This window comes from uncultured Kordia sp. (assembly GCF_947496985.1).
In the GTDB taxonomy this organism is placed as follows: domain Bacteria; phylum Bacteroidota; class Bacteroidia; order Flavobacteriales; family Flavobacteriaceae; genus Kordia.
The window spans coordinates 244,400-269,614 of sequence record NZ_CANMEZ010000006.1 but is presented as its reverse complement, the minus strand read 5'-3'; the positions used below and the strand labels follow the sequence as shown (position 1 = coordinate 269,614).

General features: G+C 31.5%; 29 protein-coding genes. 14 read left to right on the top strand and 15 right to left on the bottom strand.

The annotated features are described in order from the left end of the window. Positions 1-35: 35 nt before the first annotated feature. On the bottom strand, positions 36-1,433 hold the full coding sequence (gene fumC, locus Q0828_RS16750; RefSeq protein WP_298423658.1) for a class II fumarate hydratase: 1,398 nt from the start codon (positions 1,431-1,433) through the stop codon (positions 36-38). Between the two features lie 239 nt (positions 1,434-1,672). Here fumC and Q0828_RS16745 point away from each other — a divergent pair, with 239 nt between their 5' ends. Both Q0828_RS16745 and Q0828_RS16740 read left to right on the top strand, forming a co-directional pair. Next, on the top strand, positions 1,673-3,025 hold the full coding sequence (locus Q0828_RS16745; protein WP_298423655.1) for a metallophosphoesterase: 1,353 nt from the start codon (positions 1,673-1,675) through the stop codon (positions 3,023-3,025). Positions 3,026-3,116: 91 nt separating this feature from the next. Beyond that, on the top strand, positions 3,117-3,281 hold the full coding sequence (locus tag Q0828_RS16740) for a hypothetical protein (RefSeq protein ID WP_298423652.1): 165 nt from the start codon (positions 3,117-3,119) through the stop codon (positions 3,279-3,281). Between the two features lie 73 nt (positions 3,282-3,354). On the opposite strand, the gene Q0828_RS16735 is transcribed toward Q0828_RS16740, so the two are convergent. From Q0828_RS16735 to Q0828_RS16710, 6 genes are all read right to left on the bottom strand, one after another. Next, positions 3,355-4,146 (bottom strand): type 1 glutamine amidotransferase domain-containing protein, encoded by a 792-nt coding sequence (locus Q0828_RS16735; protein ID WP_298423649.1) that lies wholly within the window; start codon positions 4,144-4,146, stop codon positions 3,355-3,357. A gap of 65 nt (positions 4,147-4,211) precedes the next feature. Beyond that, complete coding sequence (locus tag Q0828_RS16730) at positions 4,212-4,805, bottom strand: Crp/Fnr family transcriptional regulator (RefSeq protein ID WP_298423646.1); 594 nt, start codon at positions 4,803-4,805, stop codon at positions 4,212-4,214. 172 nt (positions 4,806-4,977) lie between these two features. Beyond that, positions 4,978-5,583, bottom strand: coding sequence for a hypothetical protein (locus Q0828_RS16725; RefSeq protein WP_298423643.1), 606 nt, complete (start codon positions 5,581-5,583; stop codon positions 4,978-4,980). Between the two features lie 61 nt (positions 5,584-5,644). Beyond that, positions 5,645-6,073: an Rrf2 family transcriptional regulator gene (locus Q0828_RS16720; protein ID WP_298423640.1), complete on the bottom strand. Its 429-nt coding sequence runs from the start codon at positions 6,071-6,073 to the stop codon at positions 5,645-5,647. 131 nt (positions 6,074-6,204) lie between these two features. Beyond that, positions 6,205-6,405 (bottom strand): DUF2892 domain-containing protein, encoded by a 201-nt coding sequence (locus Q0828_RS16715; RefSeq protein WP_298423637.1) that lies wholly within the window; start codon positions 6,403-6,405, stop codon positions 6,205-6,207. 68 nt (positions 6,406-6,473) lie between these two features. Then, positions 6,474-7,097, bottom strand: coding sequence for a Crp/Fnr family transcriptional regulator (locus Q0828_RS16710; protein ID WP_298423634.1), 624 nt, complete (start codon positions 7,095-7,097; stop codon positions 6,474-6,476). A gap of 115 nt (positions 7,098-7,212) precedes the next feature. Here Q0828_RS16710 and Q0828_RS16705 point away from each other — a divergent pair, with 115 nt between their 5' ends. Beyond that, positions 7,213-8,850 (top strand): ABC-F family ATP-binding cassette domain-containing protein, encoded by a 1,638-nt coding sequence (locus Q0828_RS16705; RefSeq protein ID WP_298423631.1) that lies wholly within the window; start codon positions 7,213-7,215, stop codon positions 8,848-8,850. Here Q0828_RS16705 and Q0828_RS16700 read toward each other — a convergent pair. Together Q0828_RS16700 and Q0828_RS16695 are read right to left on the bottom strand one after the other, a co-directional pair. Then, positions 8,847-10,109 carry a hypothetical protein gene (locus tag Q0828_RS16700; protein WP_298423628.1) on the bottom strand — a complete coding sequence of 421 codons (1,263 nt, stop codon included), beginning with the start codon at positions 10,107-10,109 and terminating at the stop codon, positions 8,847-8,849. The genes Q0828_RS16705 and Q0828_RS16700 overlap by 4 nt on opposite strands. A gap of 64 nt (positions 10,110-10,173) precedes the next feature. Then, positions 10,174-10,623: a hypothetical protein gene (locus Q0828_RS16695; protein ID WP_298423625.1), complete on the bottom strand. Its 450-nt coding sequence runs from the start codon at positions 10,621-10,623 to the stop codon at positions 10,174-10,176. A gap of 332 nt (positions 10,624-10,955) precedes the next feature. Between Q0828_RS16695 and Q0828_RS16690 the strand changes: the two genes are divergently transcribed. Then, on the top strand, positions 10,956-11,147 hold the full coding sequence (locus Q0828_RS16690; RefSeq protein WP_298423623.1) for a hypothetical protein: 192 nt from the start codon (positions 10,956-10,958) through the stop codon (positions 11,145-11,147). Positions 11,148-11,207: 60 nt separating this feature from the next. Here the strand turns inward: Q0828_RS16690 and Q0828_RS16685 are convergent, their stop codons facing one another. Next, complete coding sequence (locus tag Q0828_RS16685) at positions 11,208-12,128, bottom strand: LysR family transcriptional regulator (protein ID WP_298423620.1); 921 nt, start codon at positions 12,126-12,128, stop codon at positions 11,208-11,210. A 94-nt stretch (positions 12,129-12,222) separates the two neighbouring features. Between Q0828_RS16685 and Q0828_RS16680 the strand changes: the two genes are divergently transcribed. After that, positions 12,223-12,513 (top strand): hypothetical protein, encoded by a 291-nt coding sequence (locus Q0828_RS16680; protein ID WP_298423617.1) that lies wholly within the window; start codon positions 12,223-12,225, stop codon positions 12,511-12,513. Positions 12,514-12,538: 25 nt separating this feature from the next. Next, entirely contained in the window at positions 12,539-13,501 is a 963-nt protein-coding gene (locus tag Q0828_RS16675) for a sodium-dependent bicarbonate transport family permease (RefSeq protein ID WP_298423614.1), read from the top strand. Between the two features lie 404 nt (positions 13,502-13,905). Here Q0828_RS16675 and Q0828_RS16670 read toward each other — a convergent pair whose 3' ends face one another. Continuing rightward, positions 13,906-14,136 carry an AidA/PixA family protein gene (locus Q0828_RS16670; RefSeq protein WP_298423612.1) on the bottom strand — a complete coding sequence of 77 codons (231 nt, stop codon included), beginning with the start codon at positions 14,134-14,136 and terminating at the stop codon, positions 13,906-13,908. A 58-nt stretch (positions 14,137-14,194) separates the two neighbouring features. Between Q0828_RS16670 and Q0828_RS16665 the strand changes: the two genes are divergently transcribed. From Q0828_RS16665 to Q0828_RS16630, 8 genes are all read left to right on the top strand, one after another. Next, the gene (locus Q0828_RS16665) at positions 14,195-14,884 is read left to right on the top strand and encodes a Crp/Fnr family transcriptional regulator (protein WP_298423609.1); all 690 of its coding nucleotides are present in this window, start codon (positions 14,195-14,197) and stop codon (positions 14,882-14,884) included. Positions 14,885-14,983: 99 nt separating this feature from the next. After that, positions 14,984-15,280 (top strand): hypothetical protein, encoded by a 297-nt coding sequence (locus tag Q0828_RS16660; RefSeq protein WP_298423606.1) that lies wholly within the window; start codon positions 14,984-14,986, stop codon positions 15,278-15,280. A 4-nt stretch (positions 15,281-15,284) separates the two neighbouring features. Then, a complete protein-coding gene (locus Q0828_RS16655; protein ID WP_298423603.1) occupies positions 15,285-16,034 on the top strand; it encodes a DJ-1/PfpI family protein in 750 nt (249 codons plus the stop codon). Between the two features lie 102 nt (positions 16,035-16,136). Further along, on the top strand, positions 16,137-16,712 hold the full coding sequence (locus Q0828_RS16650) for a TetR/AcrR family transcriptional regulator (protein ID WP_298423600.1): 576 nt from the start codon (positions 16,137-16,139) through the stop codon (positions 16,710-16,712). 60 nt (positions 16,713-16,772) lie between these two features. Next, positions 16,773-17,663, top strand: coding sequence for an SDR family oxidoreductase (locus Q0828_RS16645; protein ID WP_298423597.1), 891 nt, complete (start codon positions 16,773-16,775; stop codon positions 17,661-17,663). Positions 17,664-17,751: 88 nt separating this feature from the next. Next, positions 17,752-18,456 (top strand): SDR family oxidoreductase, encoded by a 705-nt coding sequence (locus Q0828_RS16640; RefSeq protein ID WP_298423594.1) that lies wholly within the window; start codon positions 17,752-17,754, stop codon positions 18,454-18,456. A 9-nt stretch (positions 18,457-18,465) separates the two neighbouring features. Then, positions 18,466-19,332: an AraC family transcriptional regulator gene (locus Q0828_RS16635; RefSeq protein ID WP_298423592.1), complete on the top strand. Its 867-nt coding sequence runs from the start codon at positions 18,466-18,468 to the stop codon at positions 19,330-19,332. Positions 19,333-19,391: 59 nt separating this feature from the next. Beyond that, complete coding sequence (locus Q0828_RS16630; RefSeq protein WP_298423590.1) at positions 19,392-20,171, top strand: hypothetical protein; 780 nt, start codon at positions 19,392-19,394, stop codon at positions 20,169-20,171. A gap of 93 nt (positions 20,172-20,264) precedes the next feature. Here the strand turns inward: Q0828_RS16630 and Q0828_RS16625 are convergent, their stop codons facing one another. The 4 genes from Q0828_RS16625 to Q0828_RS16610 form a co-directional block, all read right to left on the bottom strand. Beyond that, on the bottom strand, positions 20,265-21,479 hold the full coding sequence (locus Q0828_RS16625) for a DUF4272 domain-containing protein (protein ID WP_298423587.1): 1,215 nt from the start codon (positions 21,477-21,479) through the stop codon (positions 20,265-20,267). A 151-nt stretch (positions 21,480-21,630) separates the two neighbouring features. Then, entirely contained in the window at positions 21,631-21,930 is a 300-nt protein-coding gene (locus Q0828_RS16620; protein WP_298423584.1) for a hypothetical protein, read from the bottom strand. 7 nt (positions 21,931-21,937) lie between these two features. Next, entirely contained in the window at positions 21,938-22,534 is a 597-nt protein-coding gene (locus Q0828_RS16615) for an aspartyl/asparaginyl beta-hydroxylase domain-containing protein (protein WP_298423581.1), read from the bottom strand. Between the two features lie 165 nt (positions 22,535-22,699). Continuing rightward, a complete protein-coding gene (locus Q0828_RS16610; RefSeq protein WP_298423578.1) occupies positions 22,700-25,135 on the bottom strand; it encodes an outer membrane beta-barrel family protein in 2,436 nt (811 codons plus the stop codon). Positions 25,136-25,215 lie beyond the last annotated feature (80 nt).

Sequence of the window (25,215 nt, the reverse complement as noted above, 5' to 3'; positions counted from 1 at the left end):
AGTACGGTTTTTTAATATATGTTAGTTAGAAACAATTATTTCATTGCTCCAACCATATTTTCTGGTTTTACCCATTCGTCATATTCTTCTGGAGTTACATAGCCTAAATTTACAGCTTCTTCACGCAACGTAGTTCCGTTTTGATGTGCTGTATTTGCTATTTCAGCCGCTTTGTAATAACCAATTTTTGTGTTTAAAGCAGTTACTAGCATTAATGAGTTGTTTACCAATTCAGTAATTCTTGAATGGTTTGGCTCAATTCCTGCCACACAGTTTACATCAAAGCTCACACATGCATCTCCAATCAATTGTGCTGATTGTAATACGTTTGCAATCATCATTGGTTTGAAAACATTTAGCTCGTAATGTCCTTGTGTTCCTCCAACAGTTACCGCAACATCATTCCCCATAACTTGTGCACAAACCATAGTAATAGCTTCACACTGTGTAGGGTTTACTTTTCCGGGCATAATAGAACTTCCTGGCTCGTTAGCTGGGATGATTAGTTCTCCAATTCCTGAACGTGGTCCTGAAGCCATTAAACGAATATCATTTGCTATTTTATTAATAGAAACCGCTAATTGTTTTAATGCTCCATGTGTTTCCACCATAGCATCATGTGCAGCCAACGCTTCAAACTTGTTTTCAGCAGTAATAAATGGCAATTCTGTAAAACGTGCGATAAATTCAGAAACACGTTTAGCATATCCTTTTGGAGTATTTAATCCTGTTCCAACAGCTGTTCCACCAAGTGCAATTTCACTTAAATGTGGTAATGTGTTTTCTAAGGCTTTTAAACCGTGATTTAATTGAGAAACATATCCAGAAAATTCTTGTCCTAATGTTAATGGTGTTGCATCCATTAAGTGTGTTCTACCAATTTTTACAACATTTTTGAACTCCTCTGATTTCTTCTTTAAAGTATCACGTAATTGTTCAACGCCAGGAATTGTATTCTCAACAATTTTCTTGTAGGCAGCAATGTGCATTCCAGTTGGAAAAGTATCATTTGATGATTGTGATTTATTTACATCATCATTTGGCTGAATTGTTTTTTCACCTTCACCAATCTTTTTTCCAGCTAACTGATGTGCTCTGTTTGCAATCACTTCATTTACATTCATGTTTGATTGCGTTCCAGAACCTGTTTGCCAAATAACTAATGGAAACTGATCGTCGTGTTTTCCTGCTAAGATTTCATCGCAAACAGTAGCAATTAAATCTCTTTTTTCAATTGGTAATACACCTAATTCACAGTTTGTAAAAGCAGCGGCTTTTTTTAAATAAGCAAAACCGTATACTACTTCTAGTGGCATACTTGCCGGTGCACCAATTTTAAAATTATTTCTAGAGCGTTCTGTTTGTGCTCCCCAGATTTTGTCTGCAGGCACTTTTACTTCGCCCATGGTATCTTTCTCAATTCTATATTCCATGTGGATTGATTTTTTAGCAGTGCAAAATTAAATATTTTACATGGAGTAACGTAGTTTTTTTGTCTTTTTTATGATTAATTATACACATAAAACCATCATTCTTATTACTAGAATAGTAGCTGCTTATACGTCAGATAAACAATTTGTTGCATATAAATCACGTGAAAGTACTTGTATTTGTTTGAATGTGTTTTTAGTATCTTGTGCATTAAATACGTAACCAATTAAATTTACAAAAAATGAAAACTATCTTTTTGTATGCTTTACTTCTAAGTCTATTGTTTTTTGGGTGTAAAGGAAAGTCAGATACTAAAAACGATCCAACTTCAGATACAAATGTGGAAGCAAAAGCTGGAGCAGCTGTAGAAATAGCTAAGACATCAACAACTGCTACATTTTTGTCATTGTCAGATGTGCATGTAGATGTAGATTTAAAAGAAACTACTTTCGGTTCTTCTAGTATAAGTGTAACAAGTGATGTTTTGTGGAATAAAACAAAAACAAAGATTGAAAGTGTTGTAAAGACTGAAGAGCCACAGTTTATGGTATACTTAGGCGATTTGCCAGGTTATGATGATAATGAAAGAAGAGAGAATACACATTCAATGCTTGAAAATTTAAGAAGCTTGCAAGTAGGAATTCCTATTTTATATTTACCTGGAAATAATGATTCATTAGAAGGAGATTACCATTCTTTTACAAATGCTAATGGAAATAGTGTTTTGACTAAAGATGCAGACCCAAGCAATCCATGGCCAATTCTTAATGGTAGTTCTACAGTGACACGACCAACAAATTTAGATTTTAATAAAGAGTTTGGATATTATTCAGTAGACTTAGTAAATAACGGAAAAACATTAAAAGTAATCGCATTAAACACTGTAATTTTTTCAAATAGCGGAAGTCATCCGTATGTTGGAGATGATGGAGTTTCACAGCAAAAAGCGACACAAGATCAAATGCATTGGTTTGAAACTACGATGAAGAATTTAGCTGCTAATGATCGTGTTATGATTATGATGCATATTCCTATTGGAATAGATGGTTATGGAGGATCGCCAATGTGGAAACCGTCACTTACGTATACGGATCTTTCAGGAACTTCACATACATTAAATAATGGGTTTATAGATATTCTTGAAAAACATCAAAAAAATATCACAGGCTTGTTAAATGGACATACACATACAGATGGTTTGCGACGTATTTACAAATCGCATACGTCTGATAAAGTTGCAGATATGATTTCATATTCCATTTCAACGCCAGGAATAGCAGTAAATCATGGAAACAATCCAGCATTTAAGGTATTTACATACAATACTGTAAATTTTGATTTGCTAGATTTTAAAACGTATTACGCAGCTCCAACGAATAGTGCAAAGAATGGAGATTTTCAATATAATAGTAATCAGACATATACATTCAAAAACGTTTATAAAGCTCTAACTGTAGGAGAAACTATTTTTACTACGTTATCAAATGACTCACAAACAGAAGTCGTACAGTATGTAAATGAAACCTTAGGAACAAAAAGTAATCAAGGTGTAAAATTGAATTTTGATAACGCTGTAGATGTTCACAAAAACTAATAGGAAATTGTTAATAATTCTCAATGTTTCTATATGAATATTGAATTTATTACAATATCTTTGCTGCTGAATTCGATAAATTCCGGAAAATATGTTTGAATTTCAACAATATTTAGGCTTTTTAGCTTTCCTTACAATCTTAACCATTGGGTTTTGGTTGATGATACTTTTATTAACATTTATAGTACCTTATTGGGTAACTGGAGCGTTAAAAGAGCGTTTTGACGAATGGAGAGCAGCAAAGAAAGAATCCTAAATACGAAAAGGACAAAGACAAAAAGGGAACTCATTATGAGCTCCCTTTTTTTGTACTATAAATTTATAATTCTCTATTTCAGTTTTTCTAGTAGCAATTCAGCTACCTTTTCAGAAGATGCAGGATTTTGCCCTGTAATTAATAAACCATCTTCTATAGCATACGCATTCCAGTCTTCTCCTCGTGAAAATATGCCACCATTTTCTTTTAGCATATCTTCAACTAAAAACGGTACAATTGCTGTCAATTCCACAGCTTCTTCTTCCGTATTAGTAAAACCTGTTACCTTTTTACCATTAACTAGCGGAGTTCCATCAGTATTTTTTACATTTTTAAATACTGCTGGAGCGTGGCAAACAGCAGCTACAGGTTTGTTATTGTTGTAAAATGCTTCAATAAGTTTGATAGAATTTGGATCTTCTGATAAATCCCATAATGGTCCATGTCCACCAGGATAAAAAACAGCATCATAATCCGCTTCTTTTACGTTTGCCAATTGTAATGAATTGGCTAAAAGCTTTTGTGTTTCTTTGTCTTCATTAAAACGCTTGTTAGCAGGTGTTTGAAAATCTTCACTTTCACTTTTTGGGTCAATTGGTGGTTGTCCACCTTTAGGAGAAGCAATTGTAATTTCAACACCTTTATCTTTTAAAGCATAATATGGAGCTGCAAATTCTTCAATCCAAAACCCCGTTTTTTCACCAGTTTTACCAAGTTCATCATGACTTGTGAGTACAAATAGTACTTTTTTCATTTTTATATTTTTTGTTTCGTTAATTCCTGTATTATTGGGAGGTTCTTTACTTTTCATATTGCACGCAGTTACTAAAACGATTACTGCTAATGCACTCATTATATATTTCATAAGGGGAGAGATTGTTTTAAGAAAACAAAACTATAATATGTTTCAGAGAAAAAAATTGATGTATGTTAAGAACTACTTTTTGCAATTTCTTTTCGAATACGGCTTAAACTTTCTGTTGTAATTCCAAGGTAAGATGCTATATGATAGTTTTTTACGTATTGTTCAATGTTTGGGTAATCCTGTGTGAAGTTGAGGTAACGCTCTTTGGCAGATTGTGATAAATTGGCAAGAATCCGCTTCTGGAAACTTACAAACGAACGTTCTAGTTTTTTACGAATATAACTTTCTGTTTTAGGAATCTTTGTATAAATTTCTTCCATATCATTTCGTGAAATTTTATACAAAACGGCATGTTCAATACATTCAATATTTAACACAGATTTTGATTGTGAAAAGTATCCTATATAATCACTAATCCACCAATCTTTAATGGCAAATTGAATCGTGTGTTCTTTTCCAGATTTTGCAATAAGATACGTGCGTAAACAACCTTCGGATACAAAATATTGATATTTTACATGTTCATTGGCACGGAGAATTATAGTGCCTTTCTCAAAGAGAACACGTTCATATTTTTGTTCAATAAAGGAAATCTCTTCTTGTGTAAAGGAGAGTTTTTTTGAGAAAATTTCGTGAACAATGGAATTAGATTCCTTCATGTAAAAATAGTGTAAGTTTAAATTTACGTATTTTAAAACTAAATTTCTTAAGTATTTTATATTTTTGAATGATTCTATACTAATATATAAAGCAAAAATACCAATGCAGACTTATTGTCTACATTGGTTTTGAAGTTTGTTTATAAGATATTCAAGTTGTTTTATATGCATACTAAAAAGTATAGCCTATATGTACAGTTACAAACATCGTAATAGGAGCAATGTCATATTCTGAAGTTCCAAGTGTATTACTTCCAGATAGCTTCGTTGTATATCCAATTCCCGCCCAAGGTTTTATGTACAACTTATTTTTAAAGGGTTTTAGTGTATATCCAGCATATACCATCGCTAACAAATTTGTGAACTTTTCATTGCCCAAAATTGTGCCATTTTCAAGTGTAAATTCTTGAATTCCAATTTGTGTACCAACAAACCACTTTTCATTGACTTTCGTAAAATGGTGTTCACCAAAAACACTGTATCCTTGATTGATGCTAATATTCCAACCTTTATCTTTATTCTTACTATTAAAATTTACCAAAGCATCTGGAAAATCTAACGCATAGGTTCCAAAACCAGCTAGTAAGTGATTACAGCCTTTTGGTTGTATTCTCATATGAAAACTATATCCGTTAAATGCAAAAGTTGCCGGATCAATTTCTATACTAAACTTTGTTGTTTCATTTTTTGTGTTAGAATCGTCAGTTTGAGCAGAAACATAATGACTCATTCCTAAACTGATGATTAAAGTGATGATTCCTTTTTTGATTTTTTTCATTAATTACATTTTAAATGATTATACTATATATTTATTATATATAGTTAAAAATAAAAAAATATCAATCGTTCATTTCAATCAATATTTCTTCTATTGTTTTTTGATGCAATACAGCTTTCATTTGTTGCTCTGCATCGGTTAATAATTTAGAAATAGACTTTTGCGCGTTATCAGGTCTTTTTCCTTCTGCTAAAATATTGAATGTAGTTTGAAACAATGGTTTACCGGTTTCCAATGCATTTAAAATATCCAAAATTGTAATCTGCGACGGTTTTTTCAACAATCTAATTCCACCTTGTTTTCCTTCTTTAGTTTCAATAATTCCATGTATGGAAAGGCCTTGTAAAATTTTCACCAAAGTTGGTCTAGGAATATTTAATATTTCCGAAATAGATTTTGTAGATAAAAATTCAAACTGTCCTTGCCGTATTTTATCTGAAATAAAAATAACAACCAAAACAGCTTTCGAAAATGATAATGGATAACTCAAACTATATATTCTTTATATTTAGTATGCAAATATATTTATAATTTTAAGAAATCCAAATAAGAGCGTGTAGAATAGAAAAAGCAGGCAATCTAAAAAAATGATTACCTGCTACATGAAACACTGTAATTGTACTATTCTTTTCGTGTGCTAATTCCGAAAATGCTATATAAGGGGCAAAAATTAATGAAACTTGTTAAAAGTAAAATAGCTGCAATAGTTATCAATACAATTCCTAAAGTTCCAGAAATAACATTAGTAAAGTGAAGTATTGTTACAATGATCGTGATTAGTATTCTGATAATGCGGTCAGCATTTGCCATGTTTTTTTTCATCTTTGAAATCTTTAAAATGATATAAAAACAAAGATCAAGACTTCTAAAAAGCTATGCAGTGACTAAAGTCACAAGGAGTGAATTTTAATACCATCTGACGTTTGTGAAATTTTACCTTCGGCTTCTAATTTTTTCATGACACGACTAATAACTTCTCTGGCAGTCCCAAGCTCATTGGCAATTTCACCATGTGTGATTTTAAAAGATTGTTGTTGCGTAACTTTCGATTTTTGGAGTAAGTAGTCATATAAACGCTTGTCCATTCTATTAATCAAAACATGTTGAATAGTATCAAGCAATTCTGAATAGCGTAAATCGTATTGTTGGTAAAATAAAGCATTAAATTTCGGGTATGATTTTAACCATATCGAAATGTTGGTAGCTGGAATTAGCAATATTTTTGAATCTTCTTCTGTAATTGCAAATACCTTACTTGGTTGTTGATTTAAACAAGAAGAAAAGGACATTACACAACTTTGAACAGGTTGAATGTAATAGAGTAGGAGTTCTTTTTCGTTAAAACGAGAAAACACTTTTACAGAACCCTCCAATACAACTGGCAATACCTTTATATATTGCGCTTCTCTCAAAATTTGGGTTCCTTTTGAAAACTTTTGAATACTGGAAGTTGTAATAATTTCTGAAACCAATTCAGGTTCTAAAAAAGCTAACTGTTGCTGTATTGTTTGCATTTTGAAAAGTATCTGTATCAGATCATAAAAATAAATGAAATCTATTAGATATAAATAGTAAAAAAGATAAAAGTTATGTGCTTTTTCTTAATTTCGCAATCTGAAAAAATAACACATGATTACAGTAGATAATATTGCCGTAGAGTTTAGTGGAACAACTTTATTTAGTGATGTAAATTTTGTCATCAATGAAAATGATAAAATTGCTTTAATGGGAAAGAATGGGGCTGGGAAATCCACAATGATGAAAATTGTGGCAGGCGTTCAGAATGCTACACGCGGAAAAATTAGCGCACCAAAAGATACTGTAATCGCGTATTTACCACAGCATTTACTGACGGAAGATAATTGTACCGTTTTTGAAGAAGCATCTAAAGCATTTGCACATATTTTTACTATGCGCGATCAAATGGACGCGTTAAATAAAGAACTGGAAACACGTACTGATTATGAAAGTGATGCGTATATGAAAATCATTGAGCAAGTTTCTGAATTAGGAGAACAATTCTACGCTTTAGAAGAAATAAACTATGATGCAGAAGTTGAAAAAGCACTAAAAGGACTTGGATTTAAACAAGACGATTTTCAACGAATGACTAGTGAATTCAGTGGTGGATGGCGTATGCGAATTGAATTGGCTAAAATATTACTTCAAAAGCCTGATTTAATTTTGTTAGATGAGCCAACTAATCATATTGATATCGAATCTGTAATTTGGTTGGAAGATTTCTTAGTAAACAAAGCAAATGCCGTAATGGTAATTTCGCATGATAGAGCGTTTATTGACAACATAACAAATCGTACGATAGAAGTTACAATGGGACGTATTTACGATTACAAAGCAAACTATTCACATTATCTAGAATTACGAAAAGATCGTAGAGCGCATCAAATAAAAGCTTACCAAGAACAACAAAAATATATTGCAGACAATCAGGCATTTATCGATCGTTTTAAAGGAACATTTTCTAAAACTAATCAAGTTGCTTCTCGTGTGCGAATGTTGGAAAAACTACAAATTATTGAAATAGACGAAGTTGACAATTCTGCTCTAAAGCTAAAATTTCCACCTGCGCCACGTTCTGGAGATTATCCAGTTATTGTGGAAGATTTGACAAAGAAGTATGACGCGCATATCGTATTTCAAGATGCTAGTTTTTCTATTGCACGTGGTGAAAAAGTATCGTTTGTTGGACGAAATGGAGAAGGGAAATCTACCATGATTAAATCTATTTTGGGAGAAATAGAACATGAAGGAAATTGCAAACTAGGACATAATGTAAAAGTGGGATATTTTGCGCAAAACCAAGCATCTTTATTAGATCAGGACTTGACAATTTTTCAAACAGTAGATGAAGTTGCAAAAGGCGATATTCGTACACAAATCAAAAATATATTAGGTCAATTCATGTTTAAAGGAGATGATATTGATAAAAAAGTTAGTGTGCTCTCTGGAGGAGAAAAAACACGTTTGGCAATGGTGAAACTACTATTGGAACCCGTAAATCTATTGATTCTGGATGAACCTACAAACCATTTAGATTTACGTTCCAAAGATGTTTTAAAAGATGCACTAAAAGCTTTTGATGGTACATTAATTTTAGTTTCTCACGATCGTGATTTCCTGCAAGGATTATCTCAAAAAGTATTTGAATTCAAAGAAAAGCGTGTTATAGAACATTTTGAAACGATTGATGCTTTCTTAGAGCGTAATCGAATTAAAAGTATCAAAGAAATTGATTTAAAAGCTTAATCTTTCATTTCAAAAATTGGCGTACTCGCTTTCGAATCTGAAATCAAAATTGCATAATCTAAAAAGTCAGTGGTAGACATGCCTTTTACCCTTTCACTATTCGATTTCTCATCTTGCATGATCACATCAATCAAATCTGGCATATTGTCGGAATATGGTGTGTTTTTTCCATTGATTTGAAATAATGTTTGATCCGATATTTTGGTTTGTTTCAAATTGTCAATTCCTCTAAAATATTCCTTTTCATAATCACCAATTCCAAAACCAGCTTCTGTTGTAAAACCTTTGTATTTGCCATCATCATCATATAATTCATCCCAAACTACTTCACTATTTGTTAAGTAACCAATCACTGTAACAATATCTTTTTTTGTATAAATATTATTTTCAATTAAGCGTGTAAAAAAGTATGGATACCCTTTTTCTCCTTCTCTAGATTTTTCAAGGTGAGAAAAGCCCATACGTAGAAATTGTGCTTTATTTTCAAAATCGTAACGTTTGCTTAGATCTAGATAGTTTTGATAAATTGTAGGCTCACGTAAACGACTAAAATCAGTAAACGAAACTTTGATGTTCTTCACAATATGATTCCAACTAACAGTATCCTTAATTACGTTATTATAATCAGTAGTATGTGTTTCGACATCTTTTAAAAATCGTTTCAAAACACCTTTTGAATAACTGTCATAACGCGGTGAATAATCAGTAGTATCTAATTGTATCATTTGCTTCAGTTCGGCTAATGCTTTAGATTTAATTTGATTGGTGTCTAACAATTCAAGTAAATGTTTTGAAGTATATTTATAAGTCGTCAATAAATCAATTCCGACAACTTTAAATTTTTTACTATCAGGTAATTGATCATTTATTTTTTTTAATTCTTTCCACTTTTTGTATACTGAAATGGTACGTTCTTGCGGAACATTAGTTCCGTAATGAATAACCAAATCTTTCAATAAAATTGTATCTCCACTTTTTAAAAATTTATCAAAATAATGCGCAATGCTATAATCAGTTTCTGGTAAATAATAAGAAATTGTGGTGGTTCTGAGTAACGAACGTAAAAGATTTAAAGAGGTAGCTTCAGTTTTTACACTTCCGTGATAAGCGCCAAATCCAATAATTTTAAACTCTTTTTGAGGAAATTGAAAAGTTTCATTGTGTAAATCAAATCGATGTTGTTGTAAGTATTCTTTTTTTGATTGTGCAGAAATACTAAGTGAAATTAGGAATAAACAAATAAGAATACTTTTTTTCATGAGTGTTATTTTTGTTTAAAAGAGCATAGAATTTTAGTTCTGTTACACTTTGAATAAAAAAATATTATTCCATAAAAATTTTACTGTCACTATCAATATTCGTTTTCTTGTTGAATTTAAATTCATAGAAATCGGCTTCTCCTTTTTTAGCAGTAATGATTTCCTGGGTTCTTCCCATTTCTAAATCATTGTTATCAAAAACTTTCAAATATAAAGTATCATTAAAATCGAGGTCAAAAATTAGATATACATTCAACATATTATCACGGCCGCCAGCTGTACTTCCAAGTGTTATTTTTCCAAAGGAAACTCCTTTGTTTTTTATGTTTTCGTTTGTGTTAATTTTGATTTGAAATGTTTCTTCAACACCTTCAGTAACACCTTTGCTAAATTCTCCAACGGATTCTCCTACAATTTTTCCACCTTCTTTGATGGCGCTTTTAGTTTTTTCTTTGACTTTTCCGCAAGAGAAACAAAGAAAAAGTAGTAAAAATATCGATAGAATTGGTTTCATGAAGAATGATTTTAATTAAAAAACTAGATATGAAAAATACAGATAATTTCTGAGCTTTTTAAGTTTTATAGATATGATTTTTTTGAATCATTAAATATGCTTTTTATTAAAATATACAAGCCTATAATTCGATAATTATTGTTTTGAGAGTTTGTCTTTAATTTATTGATTATTAGTGGTTTGAAATTTTTGTTTTTGCGTTTCTTAAAGCATTTTTTTAAAATTAAGTCTTTAACCTTGAATTCGATAATACAGGTTTACATAATTATTTTCTTTGCTTTTTTTGAAGTTAGTTTGCCCTGTAAATCATTAACAATTTTAAACTATTAGATATGAAAAAAAAGAGTATTAAAACATTAAAGTTAAACAAAGAATTAATTTCTAATGTACAATCAGATGTTGTTGGAGGAAAAAAAGAAGCATTTTCATTTTTTTGTACTGTCTCATTAATAACAAGAGCTTGTTTTACACAAGTCGGACATTCATGCGACCTTGGATGTTATTCAAACCCTTGTGAAGTATAAATATGATATGTTAAAAAGCAGACAAAGATATTTGTCTGCTTTTTAAGTTTATATAAGTTTTTATACATTCACCCAAGAAAAATGCTTGGTAGTAATAGTTTCTTTTTCGATTTTTAGATATTCAATAAATGCGCTTGCAACAGGTGAAAGCGATTTGTTCTTTAACCATACAATATTCCATTGTGTATTAATAGGTAATCCTGGATAATCAATCACTTTAATAGCGCCAATATCCACTGCATTTTTAATTCCAATCATAGGCATAATAGAATAGCCTAAACCAGCAATCACAGCTTGTTTTAAGGCTTCATTTGATGTTAGTTCAATTTTTTTTGTCACAGAAACATTTCGTCCATCAATAAAGGCTTCCATAGCATTTCGAGTTGCCGAACCTTTTTCACGATAAAGTAGTGGCTCATTTTGAAATATTTCTGAAATTTTACCTTCATTATGTAATTCTCGTGTTGTCCCACCAACAAGATGTAAACTATTTTTTAATAACGGAATCGTTTCTAATGATAAGTGTTTGGGCAAAACCGACACCAATGCAAAATCAATTTTATTTTGTTCTAAATCACGTACTACATTTTGTTTATTGGTAACATCAATAGAAAAATCAACGCCCGAATGTTGGTTTACAAAGTCAGAAATATAATAGGGCATCACATATTTTCCTGTTGATACACACGATATTTTGAGTTTTCCAGCTAATTTTCCTTGGTATACTTTTGTTTTATGATCAATAGTAGCGACTTCATCTAAAATTTTTTGAGCCGTTATTGCGATTTCTCTACCAAAATCTGTGACATATAATTTTCGTCCAATTACTTCTGTAAGTGGCAACGGAAACTGATCTTGAAACTTCTTTAACTGAATGGAAACTGCTGGTTGTGTTAGGAAAAGCGCTCCTGCAGCTTTTGTAATACTTTCTTTGGTAACAATCTCAACAAAGACTTTTAATTGATGTAATGTATAGTTCATAAATGTTATTTATGTTTTTGATAATAAATATAAATAAAAATATATGAATATTAAGTCTAATCTTTGCATTGTTAAAAAATTACAATTCAATAGTATGACAACAACAGAAGTAACGCACAAAGTACAATTAGTAGACGGGAAATTTACAGCTATGGAAGCTTTAGACGTAATCAATTCCTTATTAGATGAAAAGATAAATTTTCATAAAATTCACAGGTTAGCTATGTGTGAAGGTAATATAGATAGTGATACTGGTTTTGATGATAGTCGTATGGCACAATTATTAAGAGAAAAAGAAAATTTTAGTGCGATGTATCAAGAAGCAAAACGTGCTGGAAAGCAGTTTAGAATTAATGGAATCTTAGAAGTAGAAATCATTGACTAATTAGTGTCTTATTTAAAATTTAGAAATGGATTTACATTTACTCTTTGATAATTTAACAAATCCTGCTTTATTATTTTTTGGTTTGGGAATTATTGCAGCTCAAGTCAAAAGTGATTTAGAAATTCCAAAAAATTCTTCCAAATTCATTTCTTTATATCTCTTGCTTGCCATCGGGTTCAAAGGCGGGCAAGAGCTTTCCCATAGCGAATACACAGCTGATATTGGTTGGTCTATTGTATTCGGAATTATTATGGCAACGGTTGTACCTTTATATACCTATTTCATTTTACGATTGAAATTTTCAGTAGAAAATGCAGGTGCTATTGCTGCTGCATACGGATCGGTGAGTGCGGTAACTTTTGTAACAGCAGTGAGTTTTTTAGAAATGAAAAACATTGAATTTGGCGGGCATATGGTTGCAGTAATGGCATTAATGGAAGCGCCTTCCATTATTATTGGTGTATTACTAATGCGAATTTATTCGAATGGAAAAAAATCGTATAAAGAAATATTTGGACTAGTAAAGCATGGAATAACCAACGGAAGTGTTTTATTAATTTTGGGAAGCTTGGTTATTGGTTTTATGGCGAGTGATGCACAAGCAGCAGGAATTAAGCCATTTACAACTGATATTTTTAAAGGATTTTTGGCAGTTTTCTTATTAGATATGGGAATTACCAGCGGGAAGAAAATAGGAACCTTGGTAAAGAAAGGTTGGTTTGCTTTAGCTTTCGCGATTTTAATTCCGTTAGCAAATGGAATTACGGTTGCATATTCATCAATACATATATTATCAAGTGATGGAGATCGATTATTGTTAGCAATTTTAGCAGCAAGTGCTTCGTATATTGCAGTTCCAGCGGCGATGCGAATTGCTGCACCAAAAGCGAATCCAAGTTTATATTTGCCAATGGCATTAGCCATTACATTTCCACTAAATATAACACTAGGAATGCCAATTTACATGTGGTTTATTCAAGGTTCATAACATACATTATACACATATAAAAGGCGTTACTTTTAATAAAGTAACGTCTTTGTCATTATTTGTTAAATAGTTTACTAGTTAGGTACTACTAGTTGTGAATCCTAATAAAAATATCCGTAAAGTTCTTGAGTATAACCATCATCTGCCGTTGTATAAAGAGCTATATATACATAAAAATTTTCTGTTCCACACCTCTAGCTATTCTTTAACCATAACTGATAAAATTTTGTTTTATATGTAATGGTGGAATGCCGTTTGGTGTATTTGGATTAGATTGGACAGCTCTATTTCTTTCAAGAATATTAGCCCTAAATGTACTAAAAACGGTGTCTCCATCTCAGTCTTAATTCCATACAGAATTACTGCATCATCCGAATTCTACTGAATAGACGTAGCTCTAAATGCTACATTATCACCAATATTAGCTCGAAACTAAGGTCAGCTGTTCCTTGTACACTAACAATACCTCTTAGACTATAACAAATCGTATATTGACTATCATGATTTATACCAACTGGAGAACCTTCTTTTGGATTTTCTTGTTTTGAATATCTACTTTTAATATACTCTGTGTCTATTACAAAGAGTACATCAATTTGTTCAGTTGATGTACTAAAATTAATATCATTACTCATAATTTTTATTGGAACCCGATTTTAATAAGAAACAAACAGATATGATAACTATAGAAAAGTGTCTTTAGATTTACTTTCTATATATGAACATGCTACTTTCTTAATAAGTATTAAGAAGAGTTTCTTACAGAAACCTTATTTTTACACTTCTAGATCAAGTCAAATGCATCAAAATTTAGTAGCATATATACATAGATATGTAGAAATGTCCGATACGGAAATTGAAGTGTTCAATCGTTATTTAATAAAGCGGAAAATCTCTAAAAGAGAACATCTTATTGAAGCTCAAAAAGAAACATGTACAGCTCGATATTATATTGTAAAAGGATGTGTTCGTTTATATTATTTTGATGAAAAAGGCAATGAACAAATTATACATTTTGGAATTGATAATTGGTGGATTAGTGATTATGAAAGCCTTGTAAATCAATTACCAGCAAAACTTCATATACAAGCAATAGAAGATACAGAACTTCTAGAATTAACAACAGAAGCATTTGAACAATTATCTAAAAAACTACCCAAAGTTGAGCGTTTATTTAGGATAATTATGGAAAAAACAACGGTAGCTTTTCATAATAGAATTGCTTATATGTTGAGTTCATCTGGAGAAGAATTATACACTACATTCATCAATGCAAATCCTGGGTTCTGTCAACGAGTCCCGCAATACATGATTGCATCTTATCTAGGAATGACACCCGAATTTGTAAGCAAAGTACGTTCGCGAACTAAAAATAACTCATAATAGCTACCAAGTTTTTATAAATAAACTTCTTAATCATGATTAAGGAGTATTGCTTTTTAGAGTTATAATTTTGTTCATATCATATAAAATAAAACAGAAATGGACACAAATTGTAAAGTGTTATTGACTTCACAAGTCAATGAAAATGTATCAGCTGAACTCATGGTATTTCTAAAAGAAAACTTACCCAAAGTTAGAAACTTTAATGGTTGTATCAGCGTAGAAATACTATTCAATGTGGAAACTAACAACATGGTATTTCATGAAGTATGGAAAAGCAAAGTACATCATGTAAAATATATTGAATTTATAACAGCGAATGGAATCATGAATTCGCTTGCAAATTTCTTAGTTGCAAGTCCTGAGATTCAATACTATACTATAGAAAATATATAACATTATGAAAAACATACTATTGAGTTGTATAACAGTATTAATACTATTGAGTTGTATAACAGTATTAATACTAATGAGTTGTGCAGAAAAGGAAGAACATACAAAAACTGATACAAAAATAAATACGAAAGAAACAATAATGACACATAAACACTTTAACACCGATTTACCAACAATAGGAATTTTACTATTTGAAGGTGTAATTGTAAATGAAGTAACCGCGCCTTTAGATGTATTTTCAAATACGAACGCTGAAGGAAAAGAATTATTTAATGTAATTACTATTGCCAAGGAAAACAAAACCTATGCAACTGCACATGGACTTAAAATACAACCAGATTTTATCATAGGAGAAGTTCCAGAATTAACAGTATTAGTCGTTCCGAGCTCATACACGCCAGAAAAACAAACAACTGATAAAGTGTTAGTAAATTTTATAAAAGAACAATACAGCCAAACAGAATACATAGCTAGTCATTGTGCAGGAGCATTTTTATTAGGAGAATCAGGAATTGCAGATAACAATGAAATCGTAACCTATGTCACAGGAGGAGAAGTATTACAAGCGTCATATCCAAACTTGAAAGTTGCAGACGATAGTAAAATTTCTGTTGTATATGATGGAAAAATAATTTCATCCAACGGAAGCTTGGTAAGCTATATAGCTTCTTTTGATTTGTTAGAAAGAATGACAGATGAATCGCATAGATCATATGTAGAAGAAGCTATATTATTCAATAGATTAAAAGAATAATTGTACATCAAAAAAGTAAAATCAAAAAAATAATATCATAATTAAAATTGTGTTTTCCCAAAAAGTTTTTACATTTGTAGACGACTGGTCTAATTTTTAACGATGAAAAAACAAACAGTAGACAATATTTTAGCGATTGGAACGGAATTGGTTTTAAAAAAAGGATATAATAACCTAGGTATTCAAGAAGTCCTTACAACAGCCAAGATTCCCAAAGGATCTTTTTACTATTACTTTAAAAGTAAAGAGGATTTTGGTGTGCAATTGATAAAATATTATTCTGAATATTCATTAAAAATTTTAAACCGTTACCTAAAAGATGAAGCTAAAAATCCAAGAAAACGAATACTAACATTCTTCAATGATATGAAAAATGTGTATTCTGCAAATGGATTTAAAGAAGGTTGCCTTTTAGGAAACTGTAGTTTAGAATTATCGGATCTTTCAGATACGTTTAGCAATGTTATTGCTTCTGAGTTAGATAAATGGCAAAACTGTTTTGAAGAATGTATAGTAGAAGGACAAACTTCTGGAGACATTCGTTCAGATAAAGAAGCTACAACTATCGCAAACTTTCTATTATCGGGATGGGAAGGCGCAATTTTAAGAATGAAATCTTCAAAGAATGACGATTCAATAGAAGTATACATTCAATTTGTTGCCGAATACATCATCTAATTTTTTTTAAATAGTTTGTAGTTGACTGGTCTAATATTAATTTAATTTAAATCAAAAAAAATGAAAAACGTAGTAATTACAGGAAGTAGTAGTGGGTTTGGATACTTAGCTTCCTTAACATTGGCTCGAAAAGGATATAAAGTATGGGCAACAATGCGAAATTCTGAAAGTAAAAATTTAGAAAAAAAGAAAGAACTATTACAAATTGCCCAACAAGAAAATTTACATATCGCTGTGGTTGATATGGATGTAAATTCAGATACATCTGTAGCAGCTGCCATTCAAACTATTGTAGATGTTGATGGAAAAGTAGATCACTTGGTAAATAATGCAGGATACATGTTTGTTGGTATTACGGAAGCATATAGCATTCAGCAAGCAAAAGATCAGTTTGAAACTAATTTCTTTGGGATTTTAAGAACTACAAAGGCAGTAGCACCACATATGCGTGCTCAAAAAGAAGGATTGATCATTAATGTAACTTCATTAGCAGGTCGTTTGTCGTTTCCATATTTCGGAATCTATTGCGCTAGTAAACATGCCGTTGAAGCATATTCGCAAGCTTTACGTTATGAATTGGCACCTTTTGGAGTAGAAGTAAGTGTTGTAGAACCAGGTCCATTTGGAACGAACTTATTATTTACAGGACCTAAAGAAGCTGATCAACAAGTATTTGAAGCGTATGGCGATTATAAAGAAACGCCGCACGCTATGTTGAAAAACTTTGAAGGATTCTATGAATCTGAAAATGCGCTAGATCCACAGTTGGTTGCGGATGATATTACACAATTAATTGAAGCTGCACACGGAACTCGTACAGAAAGAGTTGTTTCAGGAATTGATTATGGTTTAAAAGAACTCAATGAAAAAGTAGCACCAATTCAAAATGCATTAATCAAAGATGCTTTGCAAATGGAACATCTTTTAAAAGTTGCAAATCATAGTAATTAACATAATTATAAGAACAGCATAGTAATAACTTTTGTTGCTATGCTGTAACTTTATTGCTCATAATATTTGTTTTACAAACTATAAAAACATGAAAATAAAAGATTCAAAAATTTTAATTACAGGCGGAAGTTCAGGAATAGGAAAAGAAACCGCAAAATTGTTAATTGAAAAAGGCGCTACCGTAATTATTACGGGTAGAAGCAAAGAAAGGCTTGAAAAATCAGCAACAGAAATTGGAGCTATTCCATGTGTGTTTGATATTTCTGATTTATCAAACTTTAAAGAAAATACAGAAAAGTGTATCTCATTATTAGATGGAAAAGTGGATGCGTTGATCAATAATGCAGGAATTGGTGTTTTTCCTAAAATGGGAGAAATTACATTGGAAAATTTTCAATCTATATATGCTACAAATGTTTTTGGATTAGCGTTGCTTACGCAAGAAATAGCTCGAATTTTCATCAAACAAAATTACGGAAGTATTATCAACATTGGCTCCACAGCAAGTCAAAAAGGTTTTGTTGGCGGAACAGTATATGCTTCTTCAAAATTTGCGGTTCGAGGCATGACACAATCTTGGCAAGCCGAATTGAGAAAGCATAACATTCGTGTTTCATTAGTTAATCCAAGTGAAGTTACAACTGCTTTTGCCGATGAAAATAGGGTAGAACGTACTGATGTAGCAAACAAACTTTCAGCTACGGAAGTTGCACACACTATTGTGTCTACATTAGAAATGAATGATAAAGGTTTTGTACCAGAAGTAACGCTTTGGGCAACAAATCCATTTTAAAGAAATTGCATGATTTTAGCACATGAAACTCTATCCTTATATGATAAAATGCTTTTTGAAAAGGCAGTAGTACAAGCACCTTTTCAAAAAGCAAATCCAATGACAAATGAAGCGTGTTTTTTATATATTTTAGAAGGCGAAAATAAAACATATTCAGAATTAGAACGTACGCACATAAAAGTTGGAGAATCAGTATTGATGAAGTGTGGAAATTTCATGTCAACACTACTTCCAGATAAAAATGCGGGAACCTATGAAGCTATTGCGGTTCATTTTTATCCCGAAATTCTAAAAAAAGCTTACGGAAATAATTTGCCTTCTTTTTTACAACGTCACGCAATTCAACATTCATCTAGTTTAGTAAAATTAGAAGCCATAACACTAATTCAAAAATATATTGAAAGTATACTTTTTTACTTTAAAAACCCAAGTTTAGTCAATGAGGATTTATTAATATTAAAACTTAAAGAGATCATTCTACTTTTATTACAAACAGACAATTGTAATAAGATAAAAAAAGTATTAGCCAATCTGTTTACAGAGCAAATATTCGATTTTAAAGAAATTATAGAAGCGCATTTGTTTTCTTCTATATCAGTTTCAGTTTTGGCCGAATTGACAAATAATAGTCTATCATCTTTCAAACGAAAGTTTAAAAAAATATACAACGATTCGCCTAATAATTATATTAAAAATAGACGTTTGCAAAAAGCTTCAAACTTACTTGTTGTTACAGAGTTGAGTATTTCTCACATTGCGTATGATTGTGGATTCAATGATATTGCACATTTTTCAAAATCTTTCAAACAGAAATTCTCCGTTTCACCTTCTAATTTCCGATTGAACCAAAAACACAAAACTTTGAGCCAATCGTAAAAAGTATTCTTCGCGTACTGTTTCATCTTTGCATCATTAATAAACATAAAAATAGGTGTATGAAACAACTCAGGAGATTAACAGGGTTAGTCATTATAGGCATCGTAATGTCTTGTAATACTAATAAAACCAATTCAAAAACGATTGCATTAAACGAAGAAACAACAAAAACAACAGCAATAACAATGACAACAGGAAGTGAAGAAATAGTAAATGTAGCACTTGTGTATTTGAAAGATGGACAAGAAGCAAAATTTGAAGAATATAAAAAAAGAGGTGGCGCTTTGTTAGAAAAATACGGAGGGAAGATTGAGCGAATTATCAAGCCAAAAATGTTAGCTAAAGGAAATATAGCCTTGCCTGATGAAATCCATTTTGCAAGCTATCCAAGCATTGAAGTATTTAATAAATTTAATGAAGACAAAGAATTTCAGAAGATTCGAGAAGAATACGCAATGCCAGCAATAAAAGATATTTCAATTTTTACGAGTAAGAATACCGATTTTAAATTTACCAGAGAAACTGGTGATAAAACGAAAACTTACGGTGTTGCCTTGGTATATTTTAAAGAAGGTGAAAAGTATGAAAAACAATTTGCAGAGTATCATGATGATGCCTGTAAAATTATTCCAGAATTCGGTGCGCATTTCGAACGTTTTATAGCGCCATTTCAAGCAAAAGGAACTTTGGCACAACCGAATGAGATTCACCGTTTTTATTTCGATTCACCTGAAGGTATGAAACAAATGGGAATAGATAAGCGTATGCAAGCGTTGTTTCCAAAAAGAGATGAATCACTACGTAATTTAATCTTCATTTTAGGAGAAGCAATACAGTGATTTCACAGCGCGTGAGCGTAATTATTTCATCAGATTTTTTTAAGTTTATCAATGATCAGAACATCTAAGAAGGTTCTGATCATTGTCTTTTTTTTATGTATCACAAGTAACGTCGTCCCAATCTTGATCCATGTAATGAATAAGCCAGTTAAGTGCATAATGACGTTCGTATACAGCGCCCGGAATCATAGCTTCCATATGTTCACCTTTTACACGTGCATCCACACAAGCCCAATCCATTCGATAATATAAATCATTCATGTCTAAAATTTCTGAGGCATTACGCGCTTCTGTAGTTTCAGTAATAAAAACTTTCGGGTCAGTATATGGATAATTTCCTTCTGGAATATTGACAAAATCAATCATCTCATTAGGAAACGGAATTGAATCTACTTTTTTTAACGCCCATAATAAAACCCAAATACCTTCACATTTCCAAGATTCTTGATTTTTTCCTTCGTCTGTAGGGTTTTCAAGCAAGTGTTTTTCTTTTGGAGTCGTGGCTTCCCAAAGATCAAGTTTTTTTAAGATTGTAATTGTATCTTCACCAGATAAAGCGTTTAGCGTAAACCCATTTATATACGCCATAACCGTAACACGTTGCGCAATTTCTTTGGCAGAACGAATGTTAGCTTCTGATGTCGACTCAACACATGGAAGATTTTTATTGACCTTTATATTATGTTGCGCTAACACAGTTTCATTTTTCGCTTTACGATCTTTTTGTTCATCTAAAACTTCTACTTGATCGTTATCAAAATATTTTGGATCAATGTTCACCTCTAAAGAATCAATCTCTGAGTTTCCTTCACGGTCTACTATCAATTGTAATGAATTGTTTAAAAAGTGTTGTCCATGTGCTTTTGAAATGATGGTTCCATCTTGAACAAATAAGATAGCATCAAATGCTGCCGCCAAATCCTTAATAATAGCTGGAATTTCTTTTATTGTACCTTTTTCTTCAATAATAGAAAATTCAGCATTTAGTGAATGTATTTTGTGTAAAAAACGATCTCTTAAGTTATCATTATCAATAGGTAATGAATTTGCAAAACCGTATAAACCTTGTAAATTCATATTTAAAGGACAGTTTTCATCTTCTGTAATTTGATAATCTGGATTGATACGTTCTCTATATGGAATTTTTAAAACTTTTTTTGAAGAGAAAAAACCACCTTTAATTTCAACTCTTAAAATTTTAAATTCATCTTCTTTGTCTAGAAATATATCTGATGTTGGAAAATATTTTCTTAAAATAGGGGAAATTTTTGTATAACCAATTTCATGCGAATACAGTGTGCAAATCATGTATGTGTTGTTTTTGTTGATGAGAGTAGATTTTATAATAAAATCCGTTGTGAATATACTCTTTTCTTCAATAAAAAACGACAATAAAAAACCATTGTTTTATGTATATAAAACCTATTTCTTAAGTAGAGAATTGGGTTTTGTGAATATGCTAAGATGCTAATTTTACAAATAAGGAAATTAAAGTTATGATAAGTGCTATAATTCGAATAATAGTCCATACAGTAACTTTAGGAGGTTTTCCATATTTACCATATTCTTCTTGGTGAATTTTATTTAATTCCCTGTTTTTAACAACACGATCTACTGCGGTTTTATCTCCAGAAAAATCATTACAAGAACTATAAAATCGTGCAATTTCGTTTGTTAAATCACAAACAATTCCTTTTTGTGAATCAAATTTTTGATGATCACATCTTTTACAGAAAGTCAATCTATGTTCCCTATCCATGTTTTTTCTAGATATCACTTTGCTTGATGATATTTCGAATCCAATCATTTGGAATCATATCAATAGTTAAATTCACACGTTCTTCACTTCCATTATTGATAACTCTATGTGGATCTGTTAAACGTAAGTACCAACATTCTCCAGGTTGCATAGGAACTTCTGTATTGTTTAAGAAAAACTGAACTCCATCTTTGTTTAAAATAGGAACCGTTAAACGAATCACAGATTTATGCACTTCCAGTCCAAGCGTAGGATCTGTATGTTGTTGCACTACAGAGTTTGGTGCTAAGCGTAATAAACGAACTAAGGTTACTTTGGTATTTTCTTTAAATGTATTCACTATACTTTGTAAATACGGAGAACCTTCCAAATAATCAGTATCTAACCAATCACACCAAGAACCATCTGCATAATCATCAGCTGGTGGCGGCATAGGAATAGAAGTATCAACCGTATGTGCAGGAGCGCGCAAAGGAATTACATTGTAATATTCAAAGTTTTGAAGTTTTAATGCTTCAAACTCAGCGAGCATTTTTTCTGCATCAAAAGTAAAAGGTAATTTAATTCTATCGGTACTTTCTGTTTTAGGAGCTGCGTGTGCCATGGTAAATTTGTTTATAGATTTCTAAAGTACTAAAAAAGTAGAAAACTGTCAGCAATAAAATAATAAGAAGCTTCAAAATAGTGAAATTCACGTAAGTTAAATTTTATAAAAAAAGCTGTAACAATTATTGCTACAGCTTTTTGTATATGAATTTATAAAATATGTTTACGGTGCAGCACTAAACCCACCTTCATCATTAAAGTTTTGCCCACCGTTTCCACGTTGTCTTTTCTTTTTCTGATTGAATCTGTATGTGAACGATAAATTAAATGTACGTTCTCTCCACTGAAATTCTCCTTCACTATTAAATGTATCCGTAAATGATTCAGATTGACGTTTTCTTGAATTAAACACATCACTTACGTTAAACGCAATAGAAGCTTTGTCTTTAAATAAGTCTTTACTAAAGGCTAAGTTTGCAGAAAAAAGTCCTTTTCTAATGTTTTGAGCATCTTCACTTGGACCTCTATAAAATAAGCGTGTTTGCCAGTCAATTCCAGCAGGAAGCGTTACTTTATTATTGATTCGAACAAACCAGCTTAAATTTTCAGCGTCAAAATTTGTACCATTAAAATCTCCTCTGTTGATTGATTGAAATAAATTAAAGTTTCCGTTTACACGCCATTTTCTTGAAGGATTATATGTTAGTGTAAATTCAAAACCATAACGGTCGTTTCTAGCTAAATTAATAGGCGTTCTACGAATAATTGGCACTTCTTCACCATTTAATATCGTAGTTTGTCCTGTATCTTCGCTAATAAAATTAAATACATCGGTAGCACGTTGAAAGTAGATGGAAGTATTTAACGTAAGTTTTCCAAAACGATTTAAATAACCTAAGTCAATTCCGTTAGAATAACTTGGGTCAATGTCTGGATTTCCTTGAAATACATTGGTAATACTTGAACGTGAAGGAAATGGATTGATAAATCGAGAACGTGGTCTACGAATTCTTCTATTATATCCTAGCGTAATACTTTGATTTTCTGTGATTTCATATCCAAGATTTATCGTAGGGAAGAGTCCAACATAATTTTTCTTGTCCAAACTTCCACTTGTCAATTGGTCCACTGTAATTCGTGTACTTTCCATACGTAATCCTAACAAGAATGAAAATTTGTCCACTTTGTTTCCGTATTGTGAGTAAAAAGCATTTACATATTCACGATAGTTTAAAACGTTACTCAAATTTGTGTCAGAAACAAAATCATCACCTTCTAAAAAGGCAACTAAATAATCGGTGTTTAAATCGAGGAAATTTCCACGATATCCAAATTCAAATTGTGCAGTTTCGCTCAGCGGAACCGTATAGTCTGTTTGTAATAAAATACGATCTTGATCTTCTACTGTAGCTACTTGTTCTGCTAAGATATTGTCAACAGAAATAAATGAATTTTCAGCTTCACTACTACTTTCATATTGAAAATCGACAGTAAGTTTATGACCGCTTTTTTTGAAATTTTTATCAAAATTTAAAGCGTATTGAATTGTTTTATCATCTTCTGTTTCTGGATCAAATCGTGAGCTTTGATTTGTAATATTTAAACCTGAATCAAATTGTGTAAGCGTATTTACAGTGCTACTTTCATTATCACTATTCCTATACACTAATGAAGCTGTTAACGAAGTTGATTTGTTTATATACCATTCTACACCAAAGTTAGAGTTGAATCCTTTTCGGATACGATCAAACGTTCGATCTTCTCCTAAAAATGTATTTGGATCATCTCCATTGAAATATTCAGTGAATGTATTTGAGTTTCCAGGAACTTCTCTGTGATTATATCCGGAAGTGGTAAAAAAGTTAAAATCGCCAGTACGATAGTTAATATTTCCAGAAACACCATATCCTTTTGGATATGAAACATTTGTAGTAATAGCTCCGTTGATTCCTTGTAGTTTGCTACGACGAAGAATAATATTTAAAATTCCTGCAGTTCCTTCGGCATCATAACGCGCGGAAGGCGAGGTGATAATTTCTACTTTTTCAATAGCTTCGGCAGGTAATTGACGTAAGGCATCTGTAGAGTTCAATCCGACCAATCCAGAAGGTTTTCCGTTAATTAAAATACGCACATTTTCATTTCCTCTTAATGAAACATTTCCTTCTACATCCACAGAAACCGACGGAACATTGTCAAGTACATCACTTACTGTTCCTCCACGAACCGTTAAATCTTTTCCAACATTATAAATTTTCTTGTCAAGCTTTATTTCAACAGTTGTTTTTTCAGCAATTACTTCAACAGCTTTAAGGCTTTCTAAATCTTCCGTAAGGAAAAAACTCCCTAATGAAGTATCTTTTAAAAGTGGTTTTCCTTTAATTTCTTGTGTCTTAAATGAAATGAATTCTACTTTAATATTATATGTATCTGCATTTACTACAATGCTAAATTCGCCTTTACCGTTTGTAATTCCTCCTGTAACAGGTTTCTTTTTGGCAACATCTTGAAAAATAATAGTCGCATATTCAAGTGGTTGATTCGTTGTTTTGTCGAATACTTTTCCAGTTATTGTGACCTTTTTTACAGTGTTTCCTTTTTGTGCAAATACAATTGGAATTGTTCCTATGAAGAATAGGAGGAATAATAATTTTTTCATTTCAGTATATAATTTCTTTTTGGCTTTTGATTTTCTTTTGACTGCAAAGAAAACGCATGGTTTAACGGCAAATGGTTAAA